The 20796-nt window shown below is 59.9% G+C and carries 19 protein-coding genes and 1 pseudogene; 6 read left to right on the top strand and 14 right to left on the bottom strand.

Translation table 11 applies throughout. The features are described 5' to 3' along the window. Window positions 1-2: 2 nt before the first annotated feature. The 4 genes and pseudogenes from EN845_RS36005 to EN845_RS06330 form a co-directional block, all read left to right on the top strand. Window positions 3-824: pseudogene (locus EN845_RS36005) on the top strand (IS66 family transposase); the annotation flags it as partial. 495 nt (window positions 825-1319) lie between these two features. Continuing rightward, a complete protein-coding gene (locus tag EN845_RS06340; RefSeq protein ID WP_135880859.1) occupies window positions 1320-1718 on the top strand; it encodes a YciI family protein in 399 nt (132 codons plus the stop codon). A gap of 17 nt (window positions 1719-1735) precedes the next feature. Next, window positions 1736-2125 (top strand): YciI family protein, encoded by a 390-nt coding sequence (locus tag EN845_RS06335; RefSeq protein ID WP_167531263.1) that lies wholly within the window; start codon window positions 1736-1738, stop codon window positions 2123-2125. Then, window positions 2122-3042 carry an NAD(P)-dependent oxidoreductase gene (locus tag EN845_RS06330; protein ID WP_135880861.1) on the top strand — a complete coding sequence of 307 codons (921 nt, stop codon included), beginning with the start codon at window positions 2122-2124 and terminating at the stop codon, window positions 3040-3042. Before EN845_RS06335 ends, EN845_RS06330 begins: the two co-directional genes overlap by 4 nt. A 722-nt stretch (window positions 3043-3764) precedes the next feature. Here EN845_RS06330 and EN845_RS06325 read toward each other — a convergent pair. The 10 genes from EN845_RS06325 to EN845_RS06280 all read right to left on the bottom strand — a co-directional run bounded on the left by EN845_RS06325 (window position 3765) and on the right by EN845_RS06280 (window position 16154). Then, complete coding sequence (locus EN845_RS06325; RefSeq protein ID WP_135880862.1) at window positions 3765-4562, bottom strand: citryl-CoA lyase; 798 nt, start codon at window positions 4560-4562, stop codon at window positions 3765-3767. A gap of 8 nt (window positions 4563-4570) precedes the next feature. Continuing rightward, entirely contained in the window at window positions 4571-5833 is a 1263-nt protein-coding gene (locus EN845_RS06320) for a CoA transferase (protein ID WP_135906857.1), read from the bottom strand. A 62-nt stretch (window positions 5834-5895) separates the two neighbouring features. Beyond that, the gene (locus tag EN845_RS06315) at window positions 5896-7650 is read right to left on the bottom strand and encodes a thiamine pyrophosphate-binding protein (RefSeq protein ID WP_135906856.1); all 1755 of its coding nucleotides are present in this window, start codon (window positions 7648-7650) and stop codon (window positions 5896-5898) included. 695 nt (window positions 7651-8345) lie between these two features. Next, entirely contained in the window at window positions 8346-8960 is a 615-nt protein-coding gene (locus tag EN845_RS06310) for a MarR family winged helix-turn-helix transcriptional regulator (RefSeq protein WP_135906855.1), read from the bottom strand. A gap of 121 nt (window positions 8961-9081) precedes the next feature. Beyond that, window positions 9082-9507 carry a Rid family hydrolase gene (locus tag EN845_RS06305; RefSeq protein WP_135880866.1) on the bottom strand — a complete coding sequence of 142 codons (426 nt, stop codon included), beginning with the start codon at window positions 9505-9507 and terminating at the stop codon, window positions 9082-9084. Then, window positions 9504-10877, bottom strand: a complete 1374-nt coding sequence (locus EN845_RS06300) for an NAD(P)/FAD-dependent oxidoreductase (protein ID WP_135906854.1) — start codon at window positions 10875-10877, stop codon at window positions 9504-9506. The genes EN845_RS06305 and EN845_RS06300 overlap by 4 nt, the downstream gene beginning before the upstream one ends. Before the next feature lie 9 nt (window positions 10878-10886). After that, window positions 10887-12677 carry an ABC transporter ATP-binding protein gene (locus tag EN845_RS06295; protein WP_135906853.1) on the bottom strand — a complete coding sequence of 597 codons (1791 nt, stop codon included), beginning with the start codon at window positions 12675-12677 and terminating at the stop codon, window positions 10887-10889. 2 nt (window positions 12678-12679) lie between these two features. Next, window positions 12680-13540 carry an ABC transporter permease gene (locus EN845_RS06290; RefSeq protein ID WP_210234933.1) on the bottom strand — a complete coding sequence of 287 codons (861 nt, stop codon included), beginning with the start codon at window positions 13538-13540 and terminating at the stop codon, window positions 12680-12682. Beyond that, a complete protein-coding gene (locus EN845_RS06285) occupies window positions 13537-14565 on the bottom strand; it encodes an ABC transporter permease (protein ID WP_210234932.1) in 1029 nt (342 codons plus the stop codon). Before EN845_RS06285 ends, EN845_RS06290 begins: the two co-directional genes overlap by 4 nt. 41 nt (window positions 14566-14606) lie before the next feature. Beyond that, window positions 14607-16154 carry an ABC transporter substrate-binding protein gene (locus tag EN845_RS06280; RefSeq protein ID WP_135906852.1) on the bottom strand — a complete coding sequence of 516 codons (1548 nt, stop codon included), beginning with the start codon at window positions 16152-16154 and terminating at the stop codon, window positions 14607-14609. Between the two features lie 140 nt (window positions 16155-16294). Here EN845_RS06280 and EN845_RS35340 point away from each other — a divergent pair, with 140 nt between their 5' ends. Beyond that, window positions 16295-16456, top strand: coding sequence for a hypothetical protein (locus EN845_RS35340; protein WP_167531262.1), 162 nt, complete (start codon window positions 16295-16297; stop codon window positions 16454-16456). Window positions 16457-16561: 105 nt separating this feature from the next. Then, window positions 16562-17179: a MarR family transcriptional regulator gene (locus EN845_RS06275; RefSeq protein ID WP_135906851.1), complete on the top strand. Its 618-nt coding sequence runs from the start codon at window positions 16562-16564 to the stop codon at window positions 17177-17179. A gap of 491 nt (window positions 17180-17670) precedes the next feature. Here EN845_RS06275 and EN845_RS06270 read toward each other — a convergent pair whose 3' ends face one another. From EN845_RS06270 to trbF, 4 genes are read right to left on the bottom strand one after another with little or no spacing between them, the layout of a single operon-like run. Then, on the bottom strand, window positions 17671-17895 hold the full coding sequence (locus EN845_RS06270) for a DUF2274 domain-containing protein (protein WP_135880872.1): 225 nt from the start codon (window positions 17893-17895) through the stop codon (window positions 17671-17673). A gap of 2 nt (window positions 17896-17897) precedes the next feature. Continuing rightward, the gene (locus EN845_RS06265) at window positions 17898-19055 is read right to left on the bottom strand and encodes a TrbI/VirB10 family protein (RefSeq protein ID WP_135880873.1); all 1158 of its coding nucleotides are present in this window, start codon (window positions 19053-19055) and stop codon (window positions 17898-17900) included. Then, on the bottom strand, window positions 19052-20107 hold the full coding sequence (gene trbG, locus EN845_RS06260; RefSeq protein WP_135906850.1) for a P-type conjugative transfer protein TrbG: 1056 nt from the start codon (window positions 20105-20107) through the stop codon (window positions 19052-19054). Before trbG ends, EN845_RS06265 begins: the two co-directional genes overlap by 4 nt. Next, complete coding sequence (gene trbF, locus EN845_RS06255; protein ID WP_135907075.1) at window positions 20104-20793, bottom strand: conjugal transfer protein TrbF; 690 nt, start codon at window positions 20791-20793, stop codon at window positions 20104-20106. Before trbF ends, trbG begins: the two co-directional genes overlap by 4 nt. Window positions 20794-20796: the final 3 nt, after the last annotated feature.

Here is a 20796-nt window from a genome sequence, read left to right as displayed (position 1 = left end):
TTGAACGTCTGATCGAGCGCTTGAAGGCGTCGACCAAGCTCTTTGTCGACGAGACCACGGCGCCGGTGTTCGATCCCGGTCGCGGCCGAACCAAGACCGGCCAGCTCTTCGCCTACGTTCGTGACGAACGACCCTGGGGGCGTCGATCCGCCGTGCGTCGCTTATCTCTACGCGCCTGATCGCAAGTCCGAGCAGGCGGTCCAGCACCTTCAAGGCTTCGTCGGCACGCTGCAGGTCGATGGCTACGCAGGCTATAAGGTTCTGGCCGACCGCAATACCGTGGGCGTGGCCTTCTGCGGGAGCCACGTGCGGCACAAGTTACACGATCTCGCGCCGAGCGGTCCGGCGCGGATCGCCACGGAAGCGCTCGCGCGGATCGCCGAACTCTACCGGATCGACAGTGAGGTCCGCGGCGGTTCGGCCGAGGAACGCCGCGACATCCGCCTGGCGAGAAGCCGCATCATCGTCGACTCGCCCTCATCAGCCAGAAGAGCAAACTCGCCGAGGCCATCCGCCACGCACTCTCGCGATGGATAGGCCTCAGTCGCTTCATCGACGACGGCCGCGCCGAGATCGACTCCAACGTCGTCGAACGCGCTATCCGACCAATCGCGCTCAATCGCAAAATGCGCCCTCTACCCGCAGCGACGGCGGCGGCGAGCGCTGGACGGTCATCGCTAGGTCATCGAAACTACAAGCTCAGCGGCGTTGACCCACAATCTTACCTCGCCGACGTCATCGCCCGCATCGTCGCCTGCCACCCGCAGAGCCAGATCAACGACCTGCTGCCTATGCGCCTAGCCGCTCAAGGTCGTGGGCCTTAGAACACCGCATGCGCTTCAGCCTCCATCTCGACAGCTAGGGCCAGGAGACGGCAGACTCCTGTGCGGAGCACCTCAGTCAGGTGATCGTCGATCTTGTCGGGCCAACGCAGTCGGACGATGCTGGCAGGTGTGTGCATGGCGTGTCGCTCTCTTTGAGAGGTTGACAGGCTTGGACACCCGCCTCGATACGCCGCCTTCACGCCTCCGTCGTCACCCATTCTCCGCAATAGCTCGAGCGCATTCCGGTCGGGCACGAGGTGCGCTGTGTCGGGGCCGGGAGCCAGGGGGCTGCTGACACGTTTGGGCTATTTGGGCCCAATACGGCATCAATCTCCATCCGGCGGTTTAGCCGAAGCCAGATTCACAATGTCGATTGCAGGTCTTGCAAACGCCTGTTAAAAATAGCTATAGAAAATATGAATGTCTGCCAGCCTGCTTTTGTGGTGCTGTTATGCGGCAGTGCCCGAGGCCGACCACACTTAGGGAGAGCATGCGATGAGTACCTTCCGCGAGGCGGTACACGCCAGCGAGCAGGAGAGCACCCAAGGCATGCTTGGGCTTCTGGTCTATGCCCTCCTTCTAGAGAAGACGCCCCTATGGAACGAAGATGCTGGCGGGCGCATCGCACGTATTGGTGAGCATATTGGGTACTATGCCGAGTTGGAGCGCCAGAACAAAGTCTTCTTGGCTGGGCCTTTCGTTGATGATCCAGACCACCCCGATGGAATGATCCTGCTAAAGGTTGCCTCAGAAGCGGAGGCGCACGAAATTGCACAAGGGGACATCTTTCATGTCTTGAAGTACCGGACCTACCGAGTCCGTCCCTGGCTGATCAATAAAGGAGCGCTAGACCTCTCTGTGCATTTCTCCGACCGCTCGTTCAACCTGGCATGACAACGGGGGAGACGGAAATGCCGAACGAGGGTAACGACCTCAAACTCCTAACAGAGCGAATGATGGCAGCACCATTTGTCGTGATCCGCCATGTCAATGCCCGCGATCCCGACGCGATACGCCGGCTCCTGCCCGATCACTTCGCCTACCTCATTGAACTGGAGCGCCGCGGCGTGCTGTTTGGGTCTGGTCCTGTAGCGGGCCCGGAGGTGCCTCCCTATGAGGGTCTGACTATCCTTCAGGGTGTTGATCTCTCCGAAGCTCAAGCCCTCTGGTGCGATGAGCCCTTTTTTAAAGCTGGGCTTCGCGACGCGCACTTTGCCATCTGGACTCTCAACGAAGGCGCACTACGCATCCGATTGTCTCTGTCGACGGCGACAGCCTCCCTTCCGGGGGTCTCGTCGTGAGCGTTTCTGACAGACCTGCCCCAACCGAGCCGATCGCGCGATCCGTCCAGGTCGGCTTTGTCGGCCTTGGCAGTCTCGGTTTGGTACTGGCAGGCAACCTGATAGAACGTGGTCACCGCGTCGTCGGCTATCGGCGCGGGTCGCTTGAGCCGCTCTCAGGTATTGGTGGCACGCCTGCGGCTTCGCCGGCGGCGGCCGCCGCCGGATCGGACGTGCTCATGACCTGCCTGCCGACACCTGAAGCCCTGACCGAGGTCGTGGCCGGTCCGAATGGATTTCTGTCGCGCGGCGGCTTGCTCCCGGTGCTTGTCGAAATGAGCACACTTGACATCGACGTGAAAATGCATACGGCGCGCCAGTACGCCGCTCACGGCGGCGTCATGCTGGACTGCCCGATCTCAGGTATTCCGACTGCCGTCGCGGCTCGAAAGGGTTTGATGCTCGCGAGCGGGGAACTCGCTGTAGTCGAACGCTGGCGTTCCGTTCTCGAAGACATGCTCGACAGCGTTGTTTACTGTGGAGATTTTGGCAATGGATTGCGGGTGAAGTACGTCGCGAATTTCCTCGTCGGTGTCCATATTCAAGCCGCCGCGGAGGCTGTTGCTCTAGCGGAAATCCTTGGTCTCGACTCACTTTTCGTCGCAAAGACCTTACGTGGCAGCGCTGCTTCGTCCGCCCAGTTCGATGCACGCGGTCCGATCATGGCGGCGCGGGAGCCAACAAAGCCCTTGGGGACTCCGCGCATCCTGCTCAAAGATCTTGAGATCATTGACAGGGTTGCGCGGGCGGGTGGGCTCTCTCCCAATCTCCTGAGCGCAGCCATTCCTCGCTATCGGGAGGCGATGGAGCGTGGTTACGGAGACGAGGACGTCGCGCGAATGATCGATCTCGTCGCTCCTGAGAGACAAGGAGACTAGTCATGACGGTCGTAGCCAACGCGGCCAAGCCCGTAATGGCGCCACCAGGCGTGCAGTCCCCTTGGGGCCGCCGTCACATTGCCCTTAATCATGGCATCAGCGGGTGAATCTGCTACCTGCCGCAACTCCGTAATGGCCTCAATTGTTCAACGACCCCAGCAACACCTTGCGTGGCTGCCACGTGCGCCCGGCTGGTTTAATCTTTCGCCATGCGGAAATTGGCTTCAGCCTCCACCTCGCGCGTGACATCGATCACGAGCTCATCCCAAACAACATAGCCATCCGCTCTCCGGGAGGGTCGCGCAATGCCCCTGTCCCAATGGATCCGACCCTCCCGTACGACGACCCGCACACGGTGATCTAGGCCGCGTGGACGTTTCGCTTGCTTGTCCATGTTGGCACGATTTCAATCTCGACAGCTTCGACAATCTGCCTGCCCCCGCTGAGGTGGCCGTTTGATCCATGGTTATGTGCCATCAGGAGGACGAACGTATGAGCAGGAGGCGCTGTTGGCTGAAGAGATCGTCGAAGCTGCGGCAGGTATGCGGCCAACGTGCCTCTACTCAACGCTGGTGGCTCTCCACACGCGAGACGATATCGACGCCCGTTCATAGCCCGCTGCCGAACCGGCCAGCAAGATTTGCCGCACTCAGGCACCCCGGGGCTCTTCGATCAGTCGGTCTCGTTCATCGTCAGAGGCACGCCCGAACTCGACCGGCTGTCTAGCCGTTGATGCCGTTGCCGTCATCCTCGTGGTAGGGCACGGTTGCAGCAAACTTTATAAGGGCCGGGGAGATCGGATGCGTGGCCTCCTCGGCCACATGAGCTGCCAAACCTGCCGCCCGACTGACCACGGCGAGACCCCTCATCGCCCGCACGGGAAAGCCGATCTCACAGAGGACTGCGCCGAGTGCCCCCGTTACGTTCAGGAGAGCCGGCTGGCTGAGGCTTGAGCTAAGCTCCGTTTGAACGATCCTAAGAAGCTTGATGTACTTCCCTTGCACCCCAGCTTCCACAGCGATTTCCAAAAGCTTCTCTGCTCGTGGATCCGTTCCTCGGTAGAACGGGTGACCAAACCCCGGCAAACGTCGTCCAGTACTTCGATACTGGTTCACGAGATCCTGCGCCCAGGCAGTGTGATCGGCAACGTCGATGCCGGCCTTGAGAAAAGTGCCGACGCCTACCATCGTACCCGCGTACTTGTCCCCGACCATCATCAGGCCAGCCGCCACCGCGACCTGGGGTTGATCGGCAACAGAGTCGCCGACAAGGCGCGAAACGAGGGCCGTTGGCGTTAAACCATGATCCATCAGAATGACGAGGGCCGCGTCGAGAACGCGGCGCTGCACGCCGTCTGGTATTGTCCCGGTGACAGCGAGAAAGAACGCCTCTGAGAACGTGACATGGTCAAGAACCTCAGTCAGAACGTCCCGACCGCGCAAGCGCAGGCGGTCAACGTCGAAAGGCGATGTACCGATCCGCGTGACGGGTCCTTCGACCTGGTCTGTTCGAGTGCTCATATACCCCCCTACCCTGTCACTCGTTCTGGAGTTGAAGCCGGTTCCGGCGCGGTAGACCCCGCAGGTGCTCCAATTCCCTCACTAACTCCCTTAGCCGTAAGGTTCTCACGCCAGCTCAGAACGTCAGCCTCGCTAAGCTCCAGTTCCTGCACGATCTCCTCACCATGCGCATTCATCTCAGGCGCCACCACCAGCGGCTGATCCTCACGTGACCCGTTGAAGGTAACCGGCCGGCGCGGGGCAATGTGCGGTCCCAGAATCGGATGCTGCATCTGCGCGAAAACGCCGAGGTGCTTCACCTGTTCGTCGTCGATCACCTCTGCGAGCGAATTGACAGGCGCATGCGGCACGTCCAGCGCAGCCAGGCGATCAAGCCAGTACGCTCTATCCTGCGAACGCGCCGCCGCATTCAACTCACGGGCGAGTTCGAGATAATTATCGACGCGCGCTGCCCTTGTGCTGAATCGCTGATCATCGGCGAGTTCCGGGATCATCAATGCTTCCAGGCAGGCCCGCCAGAATTTCTCCTGCGATGACAGGTGGACCGACAGCATTGCTCCATCCCGGCAGCGAAGAGCATAGGACTGAGAAGCCTGCACCCGCATGAAAGGGCCCGGCTCGAGACCAAGGAGGGTGTGGGCCAGGAACGTGTCGGGCGTGAACGCGATCGCGGAGTCGAGCATGTTCACTTCAACACTGCTCACCCGACCGTGTGCCATCCGAGCATGGAGGGCGGCCAACAACCCGTAACAGGCGTAGATACCTGTTAAGTTGTCAGCGATGGTTGGCCCGGTGATCCGAGGCTCCTCGGGCGTGAAGAACAAGCTGGAAAGGCCGCTTACGGCTTGTGCGACAGCATCATAGGCAGGTCGATCGCGGTAAGGGCCGCTCGTGCCGAAGCCGCTGATCGAGCAGAGGATCAAATTGGGATTGATCTTCTGCAACCGATCTTTGCCGAACCCAAGACGGTCGAGGACACCAGGACGAAAGTTCTCGATCAGAACGTCGGCAGTCCCAAGAAGTTTTTCCAGAACGCGCCGACCGCTTTCGGATTTGAGATCCAACGCGATTGACCTCTTGTTACGATTGTAGGCCAAGAAATAAGGGCTGACGGATCCCCCACGGAAACTTCTAAACGGGTCACCACCTTCCGGATGTTCTACCTTGATTACATCGGCACCAAGGTCCGCCAGCATCATGCCTGCAAGTGGTCCGGTAATCATCGTTGTACATTCGACCACTCGCACTCCCTGTAAGGGCCGTTCCTGCATCGCCGCCTCCATTACTTCTGAGTCTGCCGCCTCCTTTGAACAGGAGGCGGCAACGCATTCCATCAGAACCTATGGAACTCCTTGAACTCAGGGGTTCGGTGAGCAAGCTCCCAAGGATCGATTCGCACGTCGACTACAGTCACGACATCGGCCGCCAGGGCCTGTTCAAGCGCTGCCTTCAGGTCCTTTGGATCTTCCACTCGAATTCCTCGCGCACCATACGCCTCGGCGAGCTTGACGAAATCGGTGTCCCCATAGGTCGACCCGAGTTGGCGGTCCCCGTATTGCCTCTGCTGGAAGATCCTGAGCGCGCCGAAGGAGACATCGTTATAGATGACCACGGTGATTGGAATGTTCTCGCGAACAGCCGTTTCAAGCTCTTGGGCATTCATGCTGAAATCGCCATCGCCGATCGGAACGATAACCTGTCGGTGCGGTTGAGCCAGCTTCATGCCCATGCCGGCAGCAACAGCCCAAGCCATAGAGCCTGAACCGATGCTGTAATGGTACTGTCCGGGATGCAGGATCTTGATGTAGTTTGAGAAGTGGGTGTTGTGACCAGAGCCGATGACAAAGATCGCGTCGTCGTCGGCGAGTTCCTCAAGAAGAGATGCTACAAGCTGTGGCTTGATGGGCTTCGAGTCGAGGTCGACCGAGTAGAACGTCTCTCTCTCCTGACGCTTCAACTCCGAGAGCCTTGCGATCGCCGCATCCTTGTACTCGGATGGCCGGGTTGTAGAACGATCGCGCATCCGATTCAGGACATCGCGGAGGAACGACCCAGTGTCAGCATGCACCCCAAGGGCCACGGCATACTGTCGACCGATTTCGAGCGGTTCGCTCTCAACCTGGATGATCTTGGCCTCGGGCTGGATAAGCTGCCAGTTAATCGTGTTCACGTTATGGAACTGGCATCCCAGCCCAAGGATCGCGTCCGCCTCCGCTACGATCGTGTTCGCTGCGGTGTGACCAAAGTGGCCGAGAAGTCCGCCCGCGAGGGCGTGGTCCTCAGGAAATGTTCCCCGGCCCATCTCAGTCGCCACCACGGGAATTCCGAGTGCTTCGGCCAGGGATCTCAGTTCCGAATCGGCTTTCGACCAAGCAACGCCCCGCCCCGCAATGATAACGGGACTTTTCGCTTCGGCCAGGATGTCCAAAGCACGCTCGACAGCCTCCTCTTCTGGCCGCGGCGCACGGGCAACAAAGCCCATGTGGGCGCCGCCACGAAGCGAAAGATCGAACGTTTCTGTGTCGGCAGGCTGGGCCAGCAGATCTTTGGGGAAGTCCAGATGGACGCAGCCCGGAAGCCCCGACTGGGCCACGTGCATCGCAGTGCGCATCAGGCGCCTCGCGTCCTTCGCTTCAATCATCTGATCGGAGAACTTCGTGAACTTGCTGAAAACCCCCACGACATCGAACTCGTGCCAGATGTCTCGCCCAAGTCGAAAACGGTCTAGGTTGGCTGAGAGAACCATGACGGGCACATTGTCTTTATGAGCCGTCCAGGTGCCAAGAACTGCATTCGCGACGGCTGGTCCAACGTGCATCGTCACGACGCCGAGCTTCCCTGTGACGCGGGAATAGCCGTCCGCCATAGCCACAGCGCTCATCTCAAGCCGCGTCGTGATATAGCGAATTTCGCTCGATCGAGCGTGGAGGCCGTCGATGATCGGCAGGATCGTGTCCCCCGTCATGCCGAAAACGAATGGAACCCCCTCCTTGACCAGAGCATCGACGATAGCCTCAGCAGCCGTCTCCTGTGCTCCTGCAGCGCCCTTGGCGGACGGCGCACTCGTGACCTGCGTCTCGATGTTCATAGCTTCCTCCTGAATCTAAATCGCTAGCGGTGTGTCTATCTTATTATACATATATTTAATAGCTTTCTTGGTCAAGGGAGCCATTCACCAGACAGCACACTTTTCCTCCGCGCGACTGGTGACGAGCGAGTGAGAGAGGGCCTGCAAGGAGTTAGCTCAAATCCGGAGACTTCGATGATCGAGATACGCGGTGGACACGTGTTACTTCGGTTCTTCCGGACAGTTGGCGTCCGCCCTTCCGGGCCGGGTCGAACACATCGTTTCAGGGCATTGCGACACGGTTGATGTCCGCGTTGCAAAGCCTCTCCTTCGAGCAGGTGTCGACCCTGCTCACCCGTTAACTCTAGGACAAAATGCTGACGACGGCTTCAGTTCTTCGCATAGAAGAATGCAGGAGCTGCTCTACCCGCTTGGACATCGCTAGCCCAGAGTCGGATCCGGCCGATCTATGCAAAGACCGGGTAGCGCATCCTGCACACATGCTACGCTTGGCGTGTCCAGGTTCTCATGGAGACAAGCGCACCGGATATCTTGCAGGCAGCAGAAATAGAGGAAATTGCATAAAACAAGCGCTGGACGCCAGCATGTGACAATTGCCATGCAAGGCTGGTCAAGGCCACTCGACGCGTATTCGTATGCCAAGCCGCAGCCCGGATCTTGCCCGGTGAACGACTTGCATCCCTACGGGGCAGAATCTAGTCGGTGGATTCCGTCAGTATCGAGAGGTTGTTTGCAACCGCAGCGGCAGCACCGTATTGCTCGATCAATCGTTCCAGGAACTGGGTCACAACCCGAACGTCATCCTTTCGGAGACCTTTGAACCAGACATCGTTGATCGCGGAAATCGAAGGCATCGATTTATCGAGTGTATTTCTCGACTTACGGGTGAGCTTCACCAGCATTGCGCGGCTGTCCTCGCTGTCCTCAACTTTGGTGACCCAACCCTCGGATTGCAGGCGACCGACTGTGGCTGTGACATTCGCACCGGCACTGTGGAGGTAGTCCGCTATCTGTTTTATGCGTACGCCGCTCTCACCCTCTATGTGGTACAGCGCCATTATGACGGCAAACTCGGTGGAACTTACTCCGAGTTCACCTGCCAAGGCCCGACGCATGGATTGCAACCGGCTGACGGAGGCGAACAGCAAAGCCATCATGTGCCTAAACTCTTGACTGTCGCCTCCTTCCAGCAGTTCCGGCAAAGTCAGGGTCGGCCGCGTACTTAGCTGATTTGAAGATTTTGGCTTCTTCACCCGGGACGACGGTCCTACCGTCGTCCTTTTGTCGGCAAAATCGAACGATCTAGCCACCGGAGCTCCCTTTTTTATTGCTATACTCAATATACGAAGGACTGCGGATCGCAAGCGATCACTACTCGGTTTCCCACAGATATCGACGCGGTTTTCACGGGGCCGGGAGCACGGCGGTTCATCAGCCGACCAGCGCCGTTACCTCTACCTCGATGAGCATTTCCTCGTCCGCTAGTTCCTGAATGACGAGCAGCGAAGCGAATGACGGCTCCCTCATGAGTGCCGGAACATTCGCCTCGAGCCAGGATTGGCGAGCAGCCACATAACGTGTCCTCAACGTGCGGTCGGACAGGTACTGGTTGATCCGAACGGCTCGTTCGAGTGTGCTTCCGGCTTCCAACAAAGCTTCTTGAGCCCTCGCGAAAGCCAAAGCGGTCTGCTCCTCGATCGATCTCACGGGTTGGCCCGCATCATCTGTCTCGCCAGCAGTACCCGCCAAGAACACGAAATCGCCAGCAACCACGCCCTTCAGCCATGGCATCGGCTGGCCCGCGACGTGAACCCGACCGAGGGCTCTCTTCTCTATCCGTTTTGTGTTTGTGCTCATGCGACCCTCTGCTGTTTGTCAACCTTGTTCAACGAACCCGAATGTTCGAGTCCTTTCTCCTGCAAGTATGCCGCGACCTGGCGGCTTGCCACGTGCGCCGATTGAATAGCGCCATCGATGAAACCGAACCAACCACTCGCGTAGTCCGCTCCGGCAAAGAAGACAGATCCTTCGGGCCGCTGAAGATCATCAAAGTAGCTTGAGAGCTGCCCAGGCTTCAGCATCGTCCACGTCTGCTTCGAGAATGGGTCGGTCGCCCAGTCATGGTAAACATGCTCGACAAGTTGCGCCTTCGGCACCCAGAGCCGCACCGCTTTCTCGATCGCGGAGCGGTCAGACGGATCAAGTGCCTTTCGGGATGGCGAAAAGCCATTTGCAATGACGGTGCCGTCCTTCTCCTCATCGTCGACACGCAAATAAGACAGCGGGTGCTCCGGCGGCGCCAGGGCGAGCAAGGCCTCCTGAGGCATGTTCCGCAACCGCAACCAGAACATGCTTCCCTGTGTCATCTGGCCCTCGCTCACGAAGGCAGATTTGCCTTTCGCGAGTGGTGGAGAGAACTCGATGTCCCCAAGCGTCGATAACGGAACGGTAACCACAGCCGCGCGTGAGGTGAAGGTACGACCATCGGCCAGAAGGATCTCGACGGCCTGGGGATTCTGGCGAATTTGCGAGACCACTGCATTAAGTTCAATGCTTCCCTTGCCTTCCGACAGGATCGCCGAGTGAAGCCGCCGCGTTCCGTCACGCAATCGGAACTGCTGGAGGGTCTGAGCGAGAAGATCAGGATCTCCGCCAACCATCGCAAGACGGCGCATCCCCTGGGACAGCGCTCCATCGTCGGGAGGCGCGTTGAAGGAGACCGACGCCAGCCCCCTGACCGCGTCGAGCACCTCACCTTCCACGCCGTCGGCGGTGAGCTTGTCCCGGATTGACAACTTATCGATCTCTGCGAGCTTCGCTTGAGCATAAAGTGGGTCATGCGGGCGGGGGAAAACATCGGTTGCGCCGGCATAAAGGGTCTGCCAAGCTCCCGAATAAAGATCGTGGAACTCACCCACCGAGCACTCGCGAATAGCGCCGCCGCTAGCGTAGCGAACTCGTTGAATTGGCTTTCGTTCGTAGAGCTCCAAACCATACCGCGTGACTTCGGACCAGACGTGCGGCTGGAGCCAGTGCAGCCATTGTCCTCCCACCTCCGTGACACGCCCGTGCCATTCGATCGTCCTTGTTCTACCGCCGAGGCAGTCGCGAGCCTCAAGCAGGATGCAGTTTACACCCCGTGAAGAAAGCTCTCGCAGTGCGACAGCACCGGCGAAACCGCCGCCGATGATAATGACATCCGCATCTACCTCAAACGATTGGTCCATCTGTGCCCCCTACATTCCGCTGCCGGCATGTGCCGGCACAGGTATTTCAATCGACGGCGTGGCATTGACGAGGAACTTGGTGTAGCCGTCACTCGGCCGGTCGATGACGTCTGCCGCGCGACCACTCTCGACGACCCGTCCCTGGTTGATCACCAGCACGGAGTCGGCGATGTTGCGCACGAGCGCAATATCGTGAGTGACGAACAAGAGCCCGAGTCGATCTTCTCGCTGCAATCGCCGTAGCAGATCGACAACGTTCGCTTGCACCGATACGTCCAAAGCTGACGTAATCTCATCACAAATGAGGAGCTTGGGTCGACACACGAGCGCACGGGCAATCGCGACGCGTTGGCGCTCTCCGCCCGAGAGTTCTCCCGGATACTGTCCGAGCACCGCGGGGGTCAAAGATACTCTCTCGAGCGCTGTCAGGACCTCTTGACGTGCCCGCGCTCCTCGAATGTTAAAGAGCGTTTCAAGGGGTGAAGCAACAATGTCGCCGATCGTACGGCGAGGGTTGAGCGACCGGAATGGGCTTTGAAAGATGTACTGAAGCTGCTGCCGAACGGAGGCGGGTCGACCTCGCGCATCACGGGCCTGAACCTGTCCTGCAAACCGGACCGTTCCGTCAGAGGCTGCGACCAAGCCCATGATGCACCGCGCCAGGGTGGTTTTGCCGGATCCTGAGCCGCCCAGGAGCGCAACACACTCGCCCTCGCGAACGGAAAGGCTCACGCCATCCAGGACGCGCATGTTGCCATAGCTTGCCGAGAGACCAGACACATTGAGGAGCTCGGTGCCGTTCACCTCGGGTCCAATCGTTGCAGTTACACGCGCCTGGTGCAGGTTTTCGGTTGGGAAGAAGCACCGGGTTTGATGAGCCTCGGCGACCAAGTCGAGCGATGGTTCCTCGACATGGCAGCGCTCTTGGGCCTGTGCACAGCGCGGAGCGAAGCGACAGCCGGGAACACGAGACCCCGGACGCGGGGCTCGCCCCGGCATGGTTTCAAGAGCATAACGCGCATGGCGATCGGGAGTCGCCCGAAGAAGCTTGCGTGTGTACGGATGACGCGGACGCGTGAAAACATCCTCGCATCGACCCGCCTCGACGATCCGCCCTCCGTACATGACCAAAATCCGATCAGCGAGAGATGAGACGACCGCCAAGTCATGCGTCACGTAGAGCGCAGCTGCATTGCTCTGCTGGCAGAGCCTCGCAACGGTGCGAAGGACGTAGGCCTGGGTACTCACGTCGAGCCCTGTGGTCGGCTCATCGAGAACGATCAACTTGGGTTGGCACATGAATGCCATCGCGATGGCGACCCGTTGGAGCTGTCCTCCCGATAGTTGATGCGGAAGGCGTGAAAGAAAGGCGGCATCGCCGGGCAGTTGAACGTCGCGCATCGCCGTACCGACCAGCTCATTACGTTCGGTCCCGGTCAGTTTGTCGCGGTGAGCCGCCAAAACCTCTCTGAGCTGGGTGCCAATGCTGAGGAAGGGGTTGATGGCTGCAGCGGGATCCTGAGGTATATAAGCGACGAGACGCCCCCTGATCCCCTGCAATGAGCTCCGATGCATCGACAGAATGTCTTTTCCGTCGATGATGACCCGACCGCTGGCAATGGTCGCTCCCCTTCGCGCGTATGCCAGAAGAGAGAGGGCAACCGTACTCTTGCCGGATCCTGACTCACCGACCAGGCCGACAATTTCACCAGGGCGGAGCGTGAAACTGATATCGTCCACGATTTCGTCGCGTCGACCAATCGTCTCAACCTTTAGCTTGACTACTTCTGCAGCTAACATCGTCAACGTCCTTGCTGGCCCGATCCGGATGCTCTTCGCGCCAGAGAATCGGCGATGAGCCCGGCGCCGATTGTCAGGACCGCGATCATGAACGCCGGGAGCACGACGGCCCAGGGCTGGATGAGTAGCCCATTGCGGTTTTCATTGAGCATCAGCCCCCAGTCGGCTTGCGGCGGTTGTAGTCCGAAGCCAATGAAACTAAGGCCGGAAATGAGGCCGACCGACCACGTCAGTCGGGTCGTAAACTCCACGGCCAGCGGCGTAAGCAGGCTCGGTAGAACTTCGCGGGTCAGGACAACCCGGCTCGGCGTTCCAATCACTTGAGCTGCTTGAATGAATTCATGCTGCATGAGCTCGGCAGTTAGGCCGCGGGTCACCCGTGCGATCCGCGGGGCGTGCGAAATCGCCGTAACGAGGGTGATCAGCCACAGTTGCGGACCGAGCATCGAAACGAAAAGGACGACAAGAACAATCTGCGGAAAGGCGAGGATCAGATCCATCGCTGCCATAATGACGTCGCTGACCCAGCTGTTCGACGCACCCGCCGCGAGGCCGACAGCTACCCCGGCGACGAGTGCCAGAACCGTCGCCGTCAAGCTCAGTCCAAGCACCGTTTGACCACCCCACAGAGTGCGGCTGAGAACGTCGCGCCCAAGAAAATCGGCGCCGAACCATAACTCACCGGACGGCTGCTCGAAGGGCGCAGCCAAGAGCGCCGTCGATGTATGGGGAGCGAGCCAGGGGCCAAGCAGAACGAGGGCGAGGACAAAACCGACGAGGACCACTCCAAAGCCCATTCCGGCGTCGGGTAAACGTCTGGGCCTTTTACGGCGCTGTGGTGCCGTTAGAACGTTGGATGTCATGATGCCCCCCTCATGTGCGGGTTCGCAAACGCGCTGAGTATATCTGCGATAAGGTTGAGGGCCACGTAGACGCTGGCCAGCAACAATGTGGCTGCCTGGAGTACGGGAAGGTCGCGAGATGCGACGGCTTCAACGAGGGTTTGACCCAACCCTGGATAGCTGAACAGGTATTCGATCACGACCACACCGCCCGCCAGATACGCCAGTGTTGCGGCAGCTACTTGGATCGTGGGAACAAGCACATTGGGGAACGCGTGCACGAAGATGACGCGCCACTCGGACAAGCCTTTCAGGCGCGCCATCTGAACGTAATCTGTTTCGAGCACAGCCAGCATCGTGGCACGTACGAAACGGCCCAGGTAAGGAACTGTCACCAGAACCAGAGTAGCAACAGGGAGGACCAGGACCTCGGGCACCTTGAGAGGGCTCATCCCAGGCGTCACAATCGAGATCGCAGGAAGCAGATGGAACACTGCGGTCGAGAAGACCAGGACGAGGCCGATACCGACAACGAACTCCGGCAACGCTGTCAGTACCATAGCAGTAACGTTGAACACTCCATCGAACACTCCCTTCTGCCTCGTTGCCGCGAGCAGCCCCAGGCCTACTGAAATCAGGAGACTTAGAATGGCGGCCGCACCGGCCAGGATCATCGTGTTCGCGGCTCGCCGGCTGATGAGATCGGCTACGGGCTGACGGGTGGCCAACGACTGCCCAAGGTCGAACGTGAGAACGCCCTTCATCCACTGTATATATTGGTCTAGCGGCGCGGCATTCAGGCCAAGTTCCTCCCTAAGGGCGGCCAGGCGCGCAGGTGTCGCATCCCGGCCCAGGATAATCTGGGCCGGATCACCTGGAAGCACCTGAGTAGCGGCAAATACCAAGACGGAGACAAGCCATAGAGCCAGAAGTCCGAAACCCAACCGCCGCAAGATCCAGGCCCAGCGCGATGGGGCGGACGGCACCGGCAGGTCTGCCGGTGCAACATCAGCGTCCTCTGTGCTCATCGCGGAACGATACAGCATCACGTCATTTCCTATTCTGAAGGTCGGCCTCGCCAGCGTCACTAGGCGACGAAGTATGCTTTCTTGAACTTGTAACGGTTCAGACCCCAACCCGTAAGGTCGGGCTCCAAGCCGCCAATCTGGGCCGAGTGAGCATCGATAGTGTCGGGGTAGCCCCAGATGATCAGCCCGCCCCGCTCAAAGGAAATCCGCTGCATCTGATGCACAAGCTCGCACCGGCGGTTCTGATCAAGTTCGGCGCGGGCAAGGTCGTTAAGACGCGTGAACTCTTCGTCGGAGAACCGGGTCGGGTTGAGGGGTGAAGTGGCGAGTTCCCCCAAGGCAACCTGGTTCAGGTAAGGATTGTGGGTCCAGTAATCTACCGCGAAGGGCCAGTTGGTATACTCCGCGAAGAAGCCGCCCTGGTCGAGCCGCTTGACGTTGATTGTCACATCCCCTTCCCGCGCCTGTTCGGCAAAGATCTGTGAAGCTTCGAGCAGACCCGGTGCGGCCGCGGTCGTGGCCAATTCCAACTGCAGATTGGAATGACCCGCGCGGGCAAGCAGCGACCGAGCCTCTTTGACGTCGCGCTCCCGAACCAGAGATGTGTCGAAACAGGGATCATTGGGCGAGTACGCGTCGTATGCGACACGCCCGTGGCCGGAGAAGGCCAGTTTTACGAGTTGCTCGCGATCGACCAGCAACCGCAGAGCCTGCCGCACCCTGACGTCGTCGAAAGGAGGCTTGTCGACCCGCATCGTGAATGGCCGAAACGACCCCGCTTTGCTCGTCAGGACCTTGAAGCTACTGTTGGCACTCACCACCGGTATCTGGGAGTAGGGAAGACCCTCGATCGCGTGAACCTGCCCTCCGAGAAGAGCATTCACCCGCGCAACATCGTCGGGGAGATCGATGAGGACCAGTTCGTCTACGTAAGGCGCTTGTCCATGATAGTTCTCGAAGCGCTTGAAAGTCGATTGCTCACCGGGAACAAATTGGTCGAGCTTGAAGGGGCCTGAACCAACAGGATTCTTGGGGTCGAAATCGACGGGCACAACACCGGTGTTCAGAATGCGGAAAGCATCCCGCAGCGCCGCATCGGGACGGCGAAGCTTAAGACGGATCGTACGGTCGTCCAGCTTGACGATCTGCGCTGGATCGATGGAGCGCATAACCGGAGCTGCATTGCGAGGGTTCTTCGGATCGATGATCCGTCGAATCGTATAGGCGACGTCATCCGCGCCGATCGTCTTGCCGTTGTGAAATTCAGCTCCCTGCTTGATCCGAATCGTCCACTCGGTTGCCGAGGGATTTACCTCGAACTCCTCAGCCAGAAGCGGTCGATACTCGGCCTGTTCGTTATCATCCCCCAAACCGTCGTAGAGATTGAGAACACGGGCGATGTCAGCCGGGGTAATCGGGGAATGCGGGTCAAGTGAGTCGATGGGGCCGCCGCCGGCGATGCCGACGCGCAGAGACCCACCCTTCTGGGGGTTTGGGCTGCTCTGCCCAAGTGCGGAGCCCGCATAACCAAGAGCCATCGCGGCAATCGCGCCACCCATCAGCTGACGGCGGTCCAGTGTGTTCCGAAGCATGCGTATTTTCGACATGAGCGTTCCTCCCTACACATAGAATATTGCTATAGACAATAGGTAGTCAAGTGTGTTTAATTCACTCAATGATTGCTCCCGGGCGAAGCGCATCGATGAGCGCGAGCCGCGGGGAACTGCGCACAGAGGAGACGTTTCTCGTGAGTTACGCAGACCTGAGAGGGTTCATCGAGGCGCTCGATAACCAGGGCATGGAAGTCGACCTCGCATGTTTTCCTGTACAGCAGTGGCAAAAAGCGGCACCTGGCGTCGACACGGAAGCTGAAGAGGCGGCGCTGGCGTTCATCGACTGCTCTCCCTGATCGAAGCTCCGTTGCGGAGCATCTTAGGTACAATATATACCTACACTGTGTACCTTTCTAACGCGTTTGGCAAACGCAAATTTCGAGGCGAGGAGCGCAGCGCTCATGACCAATTCAAGGCATACACATGCACTCCAGCAGGGCAGCGCCGGACCCAGTGACCGCCGATCCGAGCGTTTCGTTCCAGCTGCGACCGTTTCGCACCCCGACCTCCTGCGCGATGGTAGCGATTATGAGTTTCGAGATACGATCCATCTGATGACACTCGCGATTGGTCGCCTTCTGATCTGTCGCGATGCGTTTGGAAGACGGGCCAACCTTACGGGGTCGCAGTTCGCTGTTCTTCTCGGCACCGCATATTGTGAGGGCTGCGACGGCGTGACCATAAGGAAGCTTTCAGAACACGTTCATCTAGCCCAGACGCACGTGACGACCGAGGTCGGTCGCCTCGTTCGCATTGGCCTTCTTAAAAAGAAGCCAAGCTCGAACGACCGACGGTCCGTGCAGGTCAGTCTCTCCGACAGCGGTCGCGATGCGGTGGCCCGACTCACCCCCTTCATTCGCACAGCTAACGATTTGCTCTTTGCAGGTGTCACACGATCGGAAATCGACTCGGTCCGCAACTTCTTCGCGAAGGTGGTTTCAAACAGCGAAGGCGCGATCTTTTTCGTCAAGAAGCGGCCCGAAGGCACCTTTCCCTCGCTGGTGCTCGCACCGACGTGATGGGCTTGGCCTAAGAGATGGGAGCTCGTTAGTCGGGGCGCGCCACGCGATAGCCGCCGGGCGGCAGTTCCGGCCTTATGCCGTGGTTAGAGCGTCAATGATATATTGATCGCGATATAAATAATGACAATAATTACGAAGAGCCCGATGAGCAAACCGCCAGCGGGCCGGCGGAAGTAAGATATCATCCGAGAATGCAAACCATGGCCGGCATTTGTGGTCATTTCGGTTTCAATACCATCCCTTGTGCCAAAACTTCCTATAAGTGAGCCAGAACCAGATACTAGCGTAAGTTCTTGGTTTCTCAAAGCTCGCGAGAACGGCCGTGGTCAGGTTGCGAAAGTCCACGCGTTGCAGATGAACTCGTAGGGTGTCAGACCTTGAGGGTCTTGAGCTACGGGCAAAGTTGGCTGCCTACGGGAGGAACCGGTCAGAGCAGTGAACCGTGCTGCCCTTGGCATTGCTCGTTTCGCCTTGCGGCGAGGTGACCCTCAACCTTTTCGCTCCTGCTTGGCTCTGGCAAAGCCCCGATCCGTCGCGATAAATCGCTCAAGCATGGGCACAATCAGGCGAAGGGGATCGGCGGAAGGCTGACCCGCGTCGCGGCCAAGGATCTCAGCATATCTGGACAGATCGCGGTGCAGCGGCGCCGGCAGTTCCACTGTGACCTTGACCGGCTTGTCGTCTGCAATCGGACCGAGTTTCAGCTTGGCCATTTTCAGCCTCCGTAGGGTTCGAGCACGAGATCGCGCGTAACGACGACACGCACATTGAAGCCTGGCCGTATCGTCAGCGTCGGTGCGATGTTGAGTTGGCGCTGGACGATTTGCTGGCCCACCTGGCTGAGGCTGTCGGAGGCGCCGCCGCGCAAGGCGCGCACGATGTCACTTTCCTGGCCGGACGAGCCGGCCTCCGCGCCAACGCTGAGGATGGTGGTGAGTGCGGCCGCCTTGAACAGCTCGGCCCAATGGTAGTCGACGCCGTCCTCAAGGCCGGCATAGCCTTGGGCGTCAGTGCCGGGCTGGCGTTCAAGAACAATGGAGCGTCCGTTGGGAAAGACCAGCCTGCTCCAGACAAGCAGCACGCGCCGCTGGCCGAAGCCGACCCCATTGTCATACTGGCCAATGACACGCGTGCCTTGCGGGATCAGCAGCGAGCGACCCGTCGGACTGTCATAGACATTTTCGGTCACCTGCGCGGTGATCTGACCAGGCAGATCGGAACGGATACCGGTGATGAGGGCCGCCGGGATGACGGCCCCTGCCTGGAGCACATAGGGCGATGCCGGCGGCGTGACGCGATCCGGCGTCACGGTGCGCCGATCAGCGGCCGCATTCAGAAAGCCAAGCTGGCGGTCTTGTGTGGTCGACTGGCCGACCTGACCGGCAAGCTCGGGGCCGCCAAGGTTCGCCGGAGAAGTTCCCCCGGGCGGGGTTTCGGCCATCGCCGCGGTTGACTGCCCTGTCTGGAAGAAGACGCGCGAGGTTCGGGCCGCCTCCTCTTCGGCCCGCCGGCGCTGTTCAGCCTCATCGACCATGGGTGTCGCGATCGTTGGCGGCACGACGGGCTGTCCCTTGTTCTGGGCATCAAGCATCGGCCGGCCAAGATCGCCAGGCAGTGGCGGTCCAAGAACAGGGCCGGTATAGTCGCGCGGCAGGCTGGCCAGTCCGTCGGCGGGCTGCCTGTTGGACGTCGAGTAGAGCTCGTCGCCATGCCTGCCGGTTTCGCTCGTCTGAAGCGCGTAGATCAGCGCGCCGCCGACGCCAAGCGATGCACATAAGCTGATGCCGGCGAGCACTTTGCGCGACAGGCGGGTGACACGCGGCGGATCGGCGCGAAGCTGCATCGGCGCAGCCGGTATTTCGTTCTCGTTCACGAGTGCTCCCCTCCCCTTTGACGAAATGCGTTCTTTGCATTCGGCACGGCGTTGGCGCCTGACATCCACAGGCCTCTCCTCGTGGCATCGGTGCGGACGATCCTGACGGTCTGTTGCCGCTTGCCACTGCCAAGCCGCAATTCCCCGGCGCCAAAGAGTCGGTCGACGATCAGGGTGTTCTGGTAGACGCGGCTGTTGGCAATCTCGGCCTCGCCGTCCGGGCCGATGACGAAGATGGGCGGCATCTCGCCTTGCACGATCCCGCGTGGAAACTCGACATAGACCCGCCTGCCGTCGTCATAGACGGTGACGGGTCTCCAGGGGGGCGCGTCGCCGGTGAGACCATAGCGGTAGTTGCGTGCGGTGATGGCGGGAATCACCGGTGTCGCGGGGATCGCCCGCGCTTGTCCGGCCGGCGGCGCCGGATAGGCCCATGACACGGCGGGCATGTACGGCTTCTCGCCCGATCGCAGCTCGATCATGTAGCTGCGCCGGTCGGTGGTGATGACGAGATTGGTGTTGATGTCCGAGCGTGAAGGCTTGACCAGCACGTGGACGCGCCTGGTGACGCCCGCTCCGCTTTCGGTGTCGCCGATGATCCAGCGCGCGGTATCGCCCGCCGCGATCGGACCTTCGCCGGTCAGGCTTTCGCCAGGCTCAAGCGCGATGTCCGTTATCTGTCCTGGAGCGGCATAGACCTGATAAAGGGCTCCTTCACTCCAGGGATAAATCTGAATGGCGTTGTAATAGCCCTCACGACGCGGTTGGACTCGCGCCGCCGCGTTTGCGTTCTCGACGCGCGCCACCGGCGTGCTGCCGGCGACACCGCCGCGGGCCGGGACCCACCCTGGTGGAACGTGCAGCGGCTTTGGCCTTTCATCGAGCCCGGCTGCCGGAGCGGCGGGCAAAGGCGGCACGTAGGCATCATAGGAGATCTGAGGTGGTTTCTGAGGTGTGGCGCAACCGGCAAGTATGGAGCCCGATAACAACACCACGGCAAACGCCGACCTTGTCAAAGCCGGAGTGGCGATGACACACAATGGCAGGTTCATTGGCTCATCTCCCGGGACCAGTTGATGGCGTTGACGTAGATGCCGAGCGGATTGGCCCGAAGACGTTCGGCGTCGTTTGGCATTTGTGTCACGATCGTCAGGATCGCGGTCCAGCGCTCGGTGCCGGAAAGCTGGCCGTTTTCGTAATGGTGCTCGATCCAGGCAACACGAAAGGAGCCCGGTGAAGCCCTGATGACCGAAGAGATATCCACCGCGACCTGCTGCTTGCCGACCCTGGAGAAAGGGTCGTTGGCGCGGGCGTAATCGTTGAGCGCCGCGGCGCCCTGGTCGGTGGTCCAATCATAGGCGCGCAGCCAGTCCTGGCGCAGGATGATCGGATCGGCGGGGACGGAGCGCACCTGTTCGACAAAGCGGGCGAGATGCCACGCTATCTGAGGATCAGTCGGCTTATAATCCGCGATCGCGGGCGCGGTCGCTTGAACCTGGCCCATCTTGTCGACCTGCACGACCCAGGGCACGACAGTGCCGCGGCCCAATTGCCAGACCAGTGACGTGGAAAGGCCTGCCGACAAGATGAGCGACCCGAACGCCATGGCGCGCCAGTTGCGTGCCTGCACGCGAGCAGACCCGATGCGCTCATCCCAGATCTGCTCCGCCTTCTGATACGGGGTTTCCGGTCGAGGAGTCTTGCCGTAGTGGACGTCGGGTCGCCTAAAGATATTCATCTT

It is taken from the genome of Mesorhizobium sp. M8A.F.Ca.ET.202.01.1.1, from assembly GCF_004791595.1.
In the GTDB taxonomy this organism is placed as follows: domain Bacteria; phylum Pseudomonadota; class Alphaproteobacteria; order Rhizobiales; family Rhizobiaceae; genus Mesorhizobium.
Note: the sequence above shows the minus strand (reverse complement) of the source record. Positions and strands in the feature narration are given on the sequence as shown.